Origin of the sequence: Reichenbachiella agariperforans (genome assembly GCF_900142205.1) — a bacterium.
GTDB lineage: Bacteria > Bacteroidota > Bacteroidia > Cytophagales > Cyclobacteriaceae > Reichenbachiella > Reichenbachiella agariperforans.
This window is the reverse complement of the sequence record NZ_FRAA01000015.1, coordinates 26,125-39,968: the sequence shown is the minus strand read 5'-3', so window position 1 is coordinate 39,968 and position 13,844 is coordinate 26,125. Positions and strand designations below refer to the sequence as shown.

Annotated in this window: 5 protein-coding genes; all 5 read right to left on the bottom strand. The window is 41.0% G+C overall.

All coding sequences use genetic code 11. The annotated features are described in order from the left end of the window. On the bottom strand, window positions 1–5,147 hold a 5,147-nt coding region (locus BUB99_RS19950), incomplete at its 3' end, for a choice-of-anchor L domain-containing protein (protein ID WP_139281129.1). Between the two features lie 158 nt (window positions 5,148–5,305). Then, on the bottom strand, window positions 5,306–8,125 hold the full coding sequence (locus tag BUB99_RS19945) for a PAS domain S-box protein (protein WP_073125750.1): 2,820 nt from the start codon (window positions 8,123–8,125) through the stop codon (window positions 5,306–5,308). Between the two features lie 61 nt (window positions 8,126–8,186). Further along, window positions 8,187–8,888 (bottom strand): LytR/AlgR family response regulator transcription factor, encoded by a 702-nt coding sequence (locus tag BUB99_RS19940; RefSeq protein ID WP_073125747.1) that lies wholly within the window; start codon window positions 8,886–8,888, stop codon window positions 8,187–8,189. Between the two features lie 142 nt (window positions 8,889–9,030). Further along, a complete protein-coding gene (locus tag BUB99_RS19935; RefSeq protein ID WP_073125744.1) occupies window positions 9,031–10,398 on the bottom strand; it encodes a hypothetical protein in 1,368 nt (455 codons plus the stop codon). Between the two features lie 147 nt (window positions 10,399–10,545). Next, window positions 10,546–13,650: a PAS domain-containing protein gene (locus BUB99_RS19930; RefSeq protein ID WP_073125741.1), complete on the bottom strand. Its 3,105-nt coding sequence runs from the start codon at window positions 13,648–13,650 to the stop codon at window positions 10,546–10,548. Between the last annotated feature and the right edge of the window lie 194 nt (window positions 13,651–13,844).

Below are 13,844 nucleotides of genomic sequence, written 5' to 3'. Positions count from 1 at the left end.
CCTGTGCCTGTCGTTCCTGTGATCACTGGTGTTGTGTCTGAGGTCGTTTGACTTACTACAGTTGGTACGGTTGGATCCGTCGTGTCTATCACTAACTCGTCGGTACTCGCATCTGTTGCTGTGTTACCTGCTACATCAGTCACAGTCGCTACAACTTGGTAAGTGTTGCCATCTGTGAATGTTCCCAAAGTACCAGATATAGCAGGAGCCGTTTCTGTATCTATACTCCAGTTACCACTTGCATCGGGAGTTACATTATACGTTGCGCCATTAACAGTCACTCTCATATTTTCATCTCCAGACAAAGCTGCGCCTGTACCTGTCGTTCCACTGATAACAGGTGTCGTGTCACTAGTAACTTGACTAACTACGGTTGGTACAGTGGGAGCTACTGTATCTATTATTATCTCATTGGAACTTATGTCCGTTGCTTGATTTCCTCCTCCATCTTCTACAATAGCTATCACTTCATAACTGTTTCCATTAGAAAATGTACCCAAAGTGCCACTCGATGGAGTTGCCGTCTCTGTGTCTACACTCCAGTTGCCACTTGCGTCTGGGATCACTGCGTAAGTCGCACCATTGATTTCAACAGTCATAGATTCGTCAGCGTCAAGTTCTACACCAGTACCAGTCGTACCTGTGATAACAGGAGTCAGATCATTGGTTATTTGGCTCGAAACTGTAGGTGACGTTGGTGCTAAAGGCACCACAGCCTGAATAGCTGCAGTATTATCATTAGTTGCTTCATCATTGGCTACTGAAACTGGTACATCAATCGTTACATCATCAGACATATTTGGTGTAATATCAAGGGTATAAGTACTCCCATCAACGACTTGAAAATTGGACCCAAACCCATTGCTAATGACTACATCAGTCAGCACAAAATTGAAAACATCCTCGTCAAAACTAATTGTGACCGTAAAAGCTGAAGAACTAGAAATCACTGATGGTTCATTTTGAATATCTACCGTAGGAGGTGTAGTATCTATAGTCAGTTCGTTAGAAGTAACATCTGACACTTCACACCCAGAGACTCCTGCAGTAACCAACACTTCATTGACTCCATTCACGTCTGGATTAAAAGTACCAGCATCGGGAGTCACTGACTCTGTATCAATACTCCAATTGCCACTTCCGTCTGCTGACAAGTTGTATGTAGCACCTGCCACCTCTACTTCAAGAGACACGCCTGCATCTGCACTGCCAGAAATGATAGGTGTTGGATCATTAGTCACTATGTTTTGAACAGTAGGTACCGAAGGAAACCCAATCACTGAAATTGTAAAACCCTCGCCAATACTTGAGCAAGATGTTGATGAATTTGTGACAGTAATGGTTGCATTGTAAACATCAGGATCAGCACCTGTTGGTATGTCAATCGTAATAGGACTACTTGAAAGTGGTGCTCCTGATACGTCCACAAAACCAAAAGCTTCAGCTACACCATCAAAATCAATACTATAAGTATCAGGAGAATTAGTCGTGGCGCTGTATACCAAGTCGCCAGATGTCTCTCCCGCACACACCTCTGGGTTTTGCCCTAATGTGATCGTAGGACTAGCAGGATCACTCAAAGTAACAGAAGCCAGCTGATTAGAAGAACAGTTATTTAACGTGACGCTAATGTCAGTATAAGCACCTGCTGCAAGATTTGAAATTGTTAAGTTCCCACTCCCATCAGAAGCCAATGTTTGGGAGACCAAACTACCCAAAGTATAGTCCACCGTGTAGGTAGTTGAGACATTCAAACCTGTCAACTGAATACTACCATTTGCCCCTCCACAGGTACTAGGATTTACTAAAGTTCCTTCAGCTATAACTGGGTTGGCAGGATCAGTCAAGGTCGTGGACAAAACATTGGATACACAAGAATTGTTGGTCACAGTAATATCTGTATATACTCCCTCTGATAAGCTCGAAATAGTATGCTCACCTGTACTACTCGCTGTAAAAGTTGACGTAGCAACTGGAGAGCCTCCTATTTGATAATCCAAGTCATACGTAGTGTTTTCAGCCAAATTAATTATTTCAATGGAACCATCTACACCACTACATGTCGTAGGTGATGCTACTGTACCCAACTCTATATCTGGTGGGTTCAACGTTATACTTGGTATGGTATTCGACTGACAATTACTCCCCGTTTCGATAACGCTAACATTTATGTATGTACCTGCGCCCAAATTATTGATCTGAATAGCTCCTGTCACATCAGCCGTCAAAGGGGTAGCAGAACTGACCAAGATCCCTTCTTTGGTATATTGGTAATCATAGTCATTGTTGAAAATCAGTCCACTCAAGCGAATATATCCATCCGTAGAAGAGCATGAAGAAGGATTTGTCTCCGTATCATATATAATGGTAGGAGCCAAAGGGTCACTAAGACTATAAGGACCAGCTAACACATTAGAAGTACAGCTAGATGAGGTTACAGAAATATCTGTATAACTACCCGCTGATAAATTGTTGATAGTCAATTGGCCGGCAGAAGCAGCAATAGTACGGCTAACAGGTGTCCCGTCTTTCTTATAGTCAACGGTATAAGAAGTAGACCCTGACAAACCTCCCAATCTGATGTATCCGTCAGTTCCTCCGCATGTGGTAGGGCTGAAAGATAGCTGATGAGAAATAGTAACGGGTGTTGGCTCAGTAAGAACCACGGGGCCTGCCAGCACATTGGATGGGCAGGAAGGCAAATCTGCATAAATATCAGTATATGATCCATCATTGAGGCCAGAGATGATCGCTTCTCCACTCGCATTTGAATTCACATTAGTAGACACATCCACATTGTCTTTTTTGTACTTAATCGTATAGGCTTGAGAAGCTCCCAAACCACTAATCTGAATAGAACCATCAGTTAAATCACAACCACTAGGGCTTTGACTCATATCTAACGCGATAGTATTGCTAGGATTACAAGCGATAAGCACCCCTGCAGAGGGATCACTTTCACAAAATGCTATGTCAGGATTATCCATGGTGACAGTAGCTATCCCATTAGCATACAATACTGCGGAAGGCACATCTAAATCCTCTATGATCCAAGAGCCAATAGCTGCCAATGCACCCTGCGGAACAGAAGCCACCGCTCCTGGAATTTTCACTCCATCTATATACAGTTGAATGACATATGCGGATGTAGTAGAGACAAGAACTTCACCTTCTAGTGTAGCATCTCCTGCAACAGGGTCAGATGTGATTACTAATGAGTTAGTAGGGTCAGGTGTTTTTGTACGTACCATCACGCCTGCCGAAAAATCTCCTTCTGGCTCACTTAAGTCTACATTTTCTGCCGTGGCAAATACCCACTGACCTGCATTGATAGATAGTCCTTCGGCCGTCCAAGACCCTGAAGAGAAAACTACTTGACTAGGAGTGACTTCACTTTTAGTACCTGTTTCGGTACTTGCTACATAAACTCTTATGACGAGGTTAGTTGTGCTTTCAGTAGTAGATCCGCTCACTTCAGTAACGGCACCTGCTGCGACTACACAAAAATCATCTGTAATCACTGGTGCATCTGAAGGAGGCGCCAATACTTCCAAATTCACTTCATCAGACGTCAGGTCTGTACAAGCATACGACGTACTAGTAATTACTACTCGATAATCATATCCATTGTACGTCAGTGGCAAGTTGGTAATAGACAGACTACTAGTAGTCGCACCAGAGTAACCAGGAGCAGATCCGCCGTTGGTTATATCGTTCCATACAGAGCCATTAAATTCTTGCCATTGATAGATCAAGTCATCGCCCGTAGCTGATACTGAAAATGTAGCATCTCCATTTTTCATTGTACTCTCTGCTACAGGCTCTCCAGTAATGTTACCAGCTACACCAGCAGTGGTTACGTAACTATTGGTACCAGTATAACCTCCCTGACCATCTACCCTACCGTCACCATCTGATGCTACAGGCGAACTGCCCAAAATACCGTCATTATCCGAATCTGCATGTCCTGCTTCGACGACATCATAACAGCCATCATCATCACTGTCTAAATCTTGGTGGTTAGGAATCCCATCACCGTCAGTATCATACACATCTGGAAATCCATTGTTATCACTATCAGTATAGACAGTTGTAGATCCATCCCCTAAACCATTGTTGTCCAATACGTCTCTCCAATTTTCTAATCCATCACCATCCTCATCTCCATTAGGTTCATTACCTCCTGCCTCGACTATGTCATCTATTCCATCATTGTCATCATCCAAATCTGCTGTATCGTCGAGCCCATCACTATCAGAGTTTGATTTATAACCAATGACTTGATTGATAATAACCCCCGAATCATAAGTGCCGTCACCAACATCCGCAATTGCAATTTTGAAAGTATAAGTCGTGTTTGGCGTCAGGTTATCTATACGACCATTGAGTAAAGTGGTCACTCCATTAAACTCTATATACAATGGTCCTGGTACACCTTCATTATTATCTATATAATAATTGGATTTAGTCAAATCAGCCGCAGTGCCATCCTGGGCACTCCCACAAACTCCCCCATTTACAGAATTGACTGCTACGACATTGCCAGACTCTGGTACAAGCGCAATATTCTGGGTACCTGTAATTCCTGGTCCTGAGACAAAAAAACCAAAGACATCATTGTATTGAGAACATACATAATCCGGATATTCTTCTGACCCAAACTGATACGAAATAATAATAGCGTCCACATCGCTCCCAGTAGTAATTTCAAACTGAAAAATCGCTGCGTCATATATGCCATTCGCATTTATCGCTACCAAATCCGAATCACTATAGGTATTACCCGTATTCTCAGACGAGTTCGCTGCATCATTGGACGACAGAGCTGTCGTGACACTTCCAGTAGCTAGAATTATCCCCGAATCTACACTCAGGTTAGCTCCGCTAATACCATTAGAGAAGGTACCATATTGGGCTCCCGCATCACCAGGATTAGGGAAAGTTCCGTTAGCCAAAGTAACACCTGTGCCTTCTATTCGGCTCATCAGAGCGTTAGCGCCTGCGCTTCCATCATCAATAGTGGCTTGAGCCATCACATTGAGTCTGAGTCCGGCATACAATAGGAACATGCAAAATGACCCCTTCGCAAAAAATGCCCTCTTATTAATTTTTGAATGATTTTCTTTGGTAGAGAAATGAGTTTTCATAGTCTTCGTATTTATGAACAATCAATATTAGCATAGGGACACTCCCTATATGGGAGGACTCGTTGAACGATGAGGATTACTCGGTGAGATCAAACACCCTCCAGATCGGACTATCCCTACATGTAATTGCTACGTGACTCTAACTGACTCTTAGAAAATCAAAGTTCATGGGATAGTATATCCCTAAGTGTAGCTGTAATCGATTCGTATGCTTTAGTCGCTTCTTCGATACTTTGCTCTTTAGATATGCCCTGACCGAGCATGGCTTGCTGTGCACTTTCGATCACTTGATCCAAAGCTGTATATTCCAAAACTTCATTGCTCGTTTTGATTCCATAACAAGCCTCCTTCAACATTTTTTCGTCAAGTTCCTTCATTGCCTTTGAGAAACTGCTCATAAAACCCTCATACTGATCTAGGTAATGCTGAGTCAGTTCCTTTTTAAAATCAGGATCTCCTTCTGACAACTCGTGTAGACGAAGACTAATTGGATCATTAATAGGGCTTACTAGTCGCTTAAGGACTTTACCAGCATTTTTCAGAATTTTCTTATATAATTCTTCTGGATTAAAAGGCTTAGTTATATAATCTGTCATCCCTAACTCCTTCACTTTTTTTCGTACATCCAGCAGTGCAGATGCCGTCAGTGCGATGATAGGCAGGTTTTGTCCGTAGGTAGTAGACAGCTTTCTGATCTCTTGTGTCGCTTGATACCCATCCATTTCCGGCATTTGAAGATCCATCAAGATTAGATCATAGCACTCGATCTTTGATCTCTCCAATGCCAATCGTCCGTTTTCTACAAATTCCACCTTCATCCCCCATTTTTGCAAGAATTTTTCGAGTACGATTTGATTGGCTCGGTTGTCTTCAGCGACAAGTATATGAATGTCTCGATCCGCTACGCTTTCAAAAACAGACGACCCACTTTTAGTATCAGGGAGAGCTTCTAACTCATTGCCTATCGGCAGTTCAATATCGAAATAGAATATAGAACCATACCCTAGCTCACTGTCTAAACTGATCTTACTCCCCATAAGCAACAGGAGCTTTTTGGTAATAGCAAGCCCTAAACCTGTTCCACCGAATTTTCTGGTAGTGTCATCACTGGCTTGTGCAAAATTTTCAAAAATCACGGACTGATTGGCTGACGCTATACCGATACCTGTATCATGTATTTCAAATCGGATTTGCGCCACACTCCCTTTCCTCTCTATCAAGGATATATCCAACTTGATAAACCCTTCTTCCGTAAACTTGACGGCATTGCTGAGTAGATTATTGATAATTTGAGTGATTCGAACTGAGTCTCCTACAAACATATTTGGCAACTGCTCATCATAGTTCAAGACTAACTCTAGGCCTTTTTTGTCCACCTCTGGCATGACCGACTGCTTCAAATTGATCAACACTTCTCTCAGGTTAAAATCTACCTTTTCAAAATCAATCTTGCCAGACTCTATCTTGTTATAATCTAAAATATCGTTAATCAACGAAAGGAGGTTTTCACCAGAAAATTTCAATAAATTGAGATGGTCAAGATGTTTTTGCTCCAATTCTTCCATGAGCAAAAGATTTGTTACACCCAGAATAGCATTCAGTGGTGTTCTAATTTCATGACTCATTGTCGAGAGAAAATTCTCCTTCGCTTTAGCTGATGCTATCGCTTCTTGCTTGGCATTTTCTGCAAGCCGCATGGCTCGTTGGATGGCTTCATCAAACTTCCTCCGTTTAGAGATATCTCGGGTGGAGGACTGTATCGAGACGACTTCTTGTTTCTCATTATAAATAGGCTTAGCATAAAATTCCACCCAAACATAACTACCGTCCTTCTTACGCAACCTCGATTCTATGCCCGAAAAACCATACTCATTCAATGATTTAACATCTACCTGACTCTTAATCAAATCTGGATGAATCAAATCGTAGAGACTTACCCCTATCAATTCATCTTGTTCATAACCTAACAAGTCTTTGACTGATGACGATAAATATTTATATCTACCATCGGGCTCATGCAGACAAATCATGTCTGCGGAGTACTCTGAGAGCCATCTATACTTTTCCTCACTTTTTTCCATCCGGTCTCTGGCTTCCATCAGTTCTTGGATATTTCTAGCTACACCATATATGTGTACACCTTGCCAATCATCAAACTCTATTTCTACAGTTTGTCCTACCCAAACAGGTCCATTGACACCTTTCATTTTAAACTCCAAATAGGAAGAAACTTCTTTGTTCTTAAGTATTCGAATGTAATACTCCGTCACTCGCTCAATATCAGATTCGTAAACCAATTCTGAAAAATGCATATTGAGTAGCTCATCCTCTGGGAAACCAGAAATACGTATCAGTACAGGGTTGACATAAATAAACTTACCCTTCGGATCAAGCTCATATACCATGTCTCCAATTCTCTCCAGTCGATCTCTAAAAGTCTGCTCCGTTTGAGACTGAGCGACTCTAGTTTCTTCGAGTATTCTATTAGATTTCTTTAATTCCAAAAGCGCACTCACCTGTCGAGACAAAGCCCAAAGTGCTTCTTTTTGTCCCTCAGTTAGAGATTTAGGCTGATGATCTATTACACAAAGAGTCCCTAGTGCATAGCCACTGGATGATACCAGTGGCGCACCCGCATAAAACCTTACATGAGGCGCTCCTGTCGCCAATGGGTTGTCATGAAATCGCTCATCTTTGAAAGCGTCTGACACTTCGAGCAAATCCTGAGGTGAATGAATCGCATGTGCACAGTAAGCCAAATCTCTCGGTGTCTCTGACACATCTAACCCGTGATGCGACTTGAACCACTGCCGATCTTGATCGATCAAACTCACCAATGAAATCGGCGAGTCACATATCTGGGCTGCAATCTTCGTAATATCGTCAAAACTCTGCTCTATGGCCGTGTCGAGAATCTGATACGAGTATAACTCATCCAGCCTTTGTTTCTCATTAGTTGGTTTTTTTGGCGATATCATGAATTCATTTTCTGACTTTAATAAACGGTGCGATCTATCTAAAACCTCCCATATTCCCGTTTTAGAGCATTTCGATTTTATTCAGTAGTTCTGGTTTGTATTTAGCACTTACGGGTACTACATTATCTCCTATAACCAGACTATTTTGATCGATATTATCAATTTTATTAATCTGAACAAGGTAAGACCGATGCACTCTCATAAACAGATCCTTTGGTAACTTATCCTCTATACTACTCAACTTGTAATACACGACGTGGGTCTTATCTGTAGTATGTACTTTGATATAATCTCCATACCCTTCTACATACAAAATAGACTCAAATTGCACCTTGGTAAGTAGAAAATCTATTTTCATAAAAACTGCATCACTACCCGTTACATTTTTCTCCTTCAGCGCTATGTTGTCCTTCGCCTTGGTTACGGCATTCATAAAGCGCGCATAACTTTCAATCGGCTTCACCAAATAATCTGTAACGTTAAATTCGAATGCTTCCACTGCATACTTTACCTGCGATGTGATGAGAATAATTTCTGGCTTTTTGTTCAATGACTTGATAATGTCCAAACCACTAATCTCTGGCATTTGCACATCTAGAAAAACAATATCTGGCTCCAATTCTATGATGGCATTGGTCCCCTCTACGGCACTCTGATATGACCCCAGTAAGGTCAAAAAACCTGTTTGATCTATGAGTGATGTAATGATTTTTAATGCAATAAATTCATCATCAATAGCGACACATGTTAACTTCTTAAGCATGGTTGTTGTTTTGGTTAGTTAAATTTCTTCTTTTAGTCTTTAAAATCAAGATGGATCATATTTCTAAAAGTTACTAAAACCGCAGTTAAATCAATTGACTTTTCAAAGTAATTCAAAATAACACATCTCGGATATACCCTATCTAGGTATAGATTCTTTTCAATTCTTCTATTTTGGCACTCGCTTCGGTGACAAATGGCTCCAAATGTGCTTGAAGAAAATCAACATCCTTGTTGATCGCTGCTGCTTCTATCTCAAATATTTTGGAGATAAACTGCTTTTGTTCTAGGTTTTCAAAATTAGGTTTGACCTTGTGCGAAGTACGTGCTAGAGCATCATAGTCTCTGGCTTGGTATTGCTTCATCATTTTTTCCAATTCAAAAGGCACCACATCCAACACTCCTTCGATGATGTCCCGCACCATTTCATCATCCTGATTGGTTATCTGATACAAATATGGAAATTGTGCTCTGGAGATTTGCTTCACCTCAGCATTCGACTTTTTTTTCGTAGGTATAGGTTCGAGCATTTTTATCTCTTCGATAGGGCATATCATTACCAGTACACCACCTTCGATCTTAAGATCAAAAGCACCATTTATTCCTATGTATTTGCGTACTATCCGCTGTAGTGCATCAGGCAGGTGATTAGACTTAAAAGTAAGCCTAATTGATCTGGCAGGCTCGTCATAAGCAAAAGTCACTCGTACTCGACCATCAGGTTGCCCATCGTTGATAATACTGAGTAAACGAACAATACCGATATAAAACTTATGCTTGTTTCCAATCACGATAGATGATTCGAACTCTTTCTCAAAAACCAAATGAGCATCTGACTCACCAAGAAAAGTGTCCTCTACCGCCGCTATAATTTGGTCTATCTTGAAAGGTATATTTGTTTCTTTGAACTCAGTAGCTACCAGTTGGTTGACGGCATACTCCAGATACCCTGTAATGACACCCATGCTCAACTGGTGCCTCTTTTTAGTCTCGGGATCTAAATGCTCACTACTTGATTTAGACAAAAATTTTAGCCCCGAAATCGGCATTTTAATCTCGTGATGTAACCTGCTATTAACAGTCTGATTTGTATCCTTCTCTTTCTCGAGTACTCGCACCAGTTGACGCAAGTCACTGTTCTGCTTCATCACTCCTTTTTCGTCTAATTCTCGTTCCGTCATCTTTTCGTACATCTGTGTGCGATCATATATCAGCCAATGCAATTGGAGTTGTCCCTCAACAAGTACCTTTTCTATGCGGTAGTCACTAATGAGGGCTCCTTTAAAAAAGGAATCTGAAACACGGAAGTAATTAATAATCTCTCCCTGTTGTAAAGCCAATATTTGCTCTCTTTTACTATTTAAAAATTGGCTTTCCTTGAATATGAGTCCTTCAAAACCAGAGAGTTTTTCCAATGTATCACATGAGCCAATAAAACTTCCATCTTGGTCTAAGACCACCAATTGCGTCTCATTAGCTATAAGCTCCGATTTGTATTGGGAATATTCCATGTTATCTATTCTAAACTATATTGCTCTTGACCTTATTGAAATTCACTAAGGCTACAAGGTATCAAATGATTACACTTCATATTTATTTTCTCGGTCAAAGCCCTCTCTTTGTAGTCGAATGCGTTCTTATTTAAGGTGAAATTCACATCAATTCAAGGCCGCTTTTATGGCATTCAAATCTTCGAGGATTTCGTGACAAGTAACTTTGATCTCGTCGAACATCTTTCGCTCCTCCGTTTTGGTAGATTCCAAGGTGTCAATTTTATCAAAAAAGGCATCCATACTAGTAATGGACAGTGCCTCATTGCTCTTACTGATTTTTTCGCAAGCTTCTTTTAGTTGGGGCATATTGTCACGGATCACGGCTTCTGAAAACTGAATTCGAAATGCCTTATAGTGGTCCAAATAATGCCCTACCAGTTCGCTTACAAAACTCGCGTCCCCCTCAGCATAATTCATCAATTGCTGATAAATAGCATTCTCAGGTAAGCTTATAAGGTTTTTGACATTCACCACATGATGATATTTAATAATCTTCTTGTACAGTTCTTCTGGATTGAAGGGTTTGGTTATAAAATCTGTCATACCTAGTTCCTTCACCTTTTTTCTCACTTCCATCATCGCTGAAGCACTAAGCGCAACAATAGGCACCTGCTTGGCATAGACAGTGTCCATATCTCTAATAGCTGTTGTTGCTTGATAGCCATCCATTTCTGGCATTTGCAAATCCATCAAAATCAAATTGTATGCTTCGGACTTAGCCTTTTCCATGGCTACCATTCCATTTTCAGCGAAATCAGTTTTAACGCCCCATTTATCCAAAAATTTCTGCAATACAATTTGATTGGCTCGATTGTCCTCCGCAACTAATACTTTGATGTTTTTATCTGCTACATTGGCAAATATCATTTCGGTAGGTCGATTCTGGGATGAGATGGACTCATTGTTCCCGATAGGAAAAGTCACATCAAAAGAGAATACAGATCCTAAGCCCAAATCACTATCAAGTCGAATCTCACTTCCCATCAGCTCAAGTAGTTTTTGGGTAATAGCCAGCCCTAACCCTGTCCCTCCAAACTTTCTAGTGGTATCACTACTCGCTTGCGAAAAATTCTCAAAAATCATCGACTGATTGGACTTTTGGATACCAATCCCCGTATCCTGCACTTCGAAATGAATTGTTGCTTGTTCATCATCACGAGACACCAATGACACATCAAGCTTGACAAAACCCTCTTCGGTAAACTTGATGGCATTGCTCATCAGGTTGTTGATCACCTGAGCAACTCTAACCGAATCCCCTACAAAGACGTATGGCAATGACTCATCATACCTCAATATTAGCTCTAATTCCTTCCCTTCTATTTTGGTGGACAAAGTTTGTTTTATACGGATCAATAGTTCTTTAAGATCAAAATCAACTTCCTCAAACTCTATTTTCCCTGCATCAATCTTATTGTAATCAAGGATATCATTGATCAGTGCAAGGAGGTTTTCTCCAGAAAACTTCAATAGCTCTATATGCTCCATATGTTCCCTTTTCATATCCTCGGATAATAAGAGATTAGTAACTCCCAGTATGGCATTGAGTGGGGTTCTGATTTCATGGCTCATATTGGAAAGGAAATTCTCCTTGGCCTTCGCCGAAGCTACCGCTTCCTGCTTAGCTACCTCAGCCAACTCGGTGGTTTCTCTAAGCGCTTCTTTGTAATTTTTGTCCACGGTAATATCCCAATTAGTCCCTATCATCCGTAGCGGCTGCCCTTTATCGTTTCGCTCTACCAAAGCCAACGCTCTAATGTGACGAACAGATTGGTCTGGCCATATTACTCTGAATTCTATATCAAATTTTACCGCCCCCGATATGGCATTTGCTACCCCCTCATCTAGGCGCACTACATCATCTGGGTGCAGTGTTTTTCGCCAGTCTTCATATTGATTAGTAAATTGTCCTTCCTTCAAACCATAGAGATCGTGCATAATACTATCCCATATCAGCTCATTATCTGCTATTTCATACTCCCAAATCCCCACCTTAGCGGCCTGAGTTGCGAGCGTTAGTCTATCTGAGGCGTTTTTCAATGCGTCTTCTACTTCTTTCCTTTGCGTTATGTTCTCAATCTGAGACACAAAATGTAGTGGCTGCCCATTACTACTTTTGACTAAAGAGACACTCAGCAAGACCCACAAAATCTTTCCGTCCTTGCGGAAATACCGCTTCTCCATTTGATAGCTATCAATAACGCCATCTATTAATTCATGTAACTGATTAATATCTCTTTCTAGATCGTCTGGGTGAGTAACATCCTGAAAGGTCAATAGTTCTAATTCTTCTTTACTATAGCCTAGCATCTCACACAACTGTCGATTAGCACTAAGCCATTTTCCCGAAGTAGAGACCAATGCCATTCCTATAGCTGAATATTCGAATGCTTGCTGAAATTGTCCTTGGCTTTGTTCCAGATTTTCTTTTACCTCATCATTTCTATTGAGTGTGCGTACTAAGAACCAAGTAGTGATCAAGAAAGCAATGATGATCCCAGTAATCAGAATAGAAATACCTAGCTCCGAACTCATCGTTGTTCTCGGTGCTAGCATTAATCGTAAGTAACCAAAGAAGACTGGAATAATTATGACTAGAGGAATCATAATCTTGGCTACTCTACCACCCGAATGTCGGCTCACAATGACTTTCATGAAACCGCTCTCAGAATTGAGCAACAGTATACCCACTGCTGCCAATATAAAGCCTACTGCTGTGTGCAGTGACATAGGCAGCTCTGTCAATACTCCAAAAAACTCTCCTACCCCATACAAATACCCCAGAACTGAGAAAAAACCTACAATAAACACCCCGAGCAGCAAGGCATTGGCTATTTTCTTATATTTCTCGATTCCTGACAAATAAATAGAAACCCCAAGTAATAGAAATCCCACAGCAGTATTGGGTGCCATACTGTTAGAAACATTACCTACCATATCTGTGGTTAGTACTCGAGCAAACAACACCTGATCTATTTGAAAATCAGAATTCAGAAAACCACTTATCAACTTTGCTACACTTATCGAGATCATGAGACCTACGATGAGTATGACTCCTAAATCCTTGGACTGGTCAGGCACTTGCCTCTTGCACAAACGAGAGTGACCTATACCTGATAGCATAAAACAAAAAGCAGTCAAAGGGTTCATTGCCACCAGTCCAGAAATAGGCCGCTTCAAAAACTCCACATCAAATATCCAGCCTAACATAACTAACGCACCTACTGCAAAAGTGGCATAAGAAATGTGTAGTGATGTTCGCCTTAATAACCAAGGATATTGATTTTCAACTTGGTGGTTAATTTCAGGTACAGTCATAGAGTGTCTTGGGTTGATTAACCCTAATTTATATAATAATAAGAAATCGATGCTCCTCATTGAGGTTTTCTATTCCATCCGTCATT

Excerpts from the sequence above, each read along its gene's own strand:
- BUB99_RS19930 (WP_073125741.1), bottom strand. The coding sequence starts at position 13,650 with ATGTTAGGCTGGATATTTGATGTGGAGTTTTTGAAGCGGCCTATTTCT.
- BUB99_RS19940 (WP_073125747.1), bottom strand. The coding sequence starts at position 8,888 with ATGCTTAAGAAGTTAACATGTGTCGCTATTGATGATGAATTTATTGCA.
- BUB99_RS19945 (WP_073125750.1), bottom strand. The coding sequence starts at position 8,125 with ATGATATCGCCAAAAAAACCAACTAATGAGAAACAAAGGCTGGATGAG.
- BUB99_RS19935 (WP_073125744.1), bottom strand. The coding sequence starts at position 10,398 with ATGGAATATTCCCAATACAAATCGGAGCTTATAGCTAATGAGACGCAA.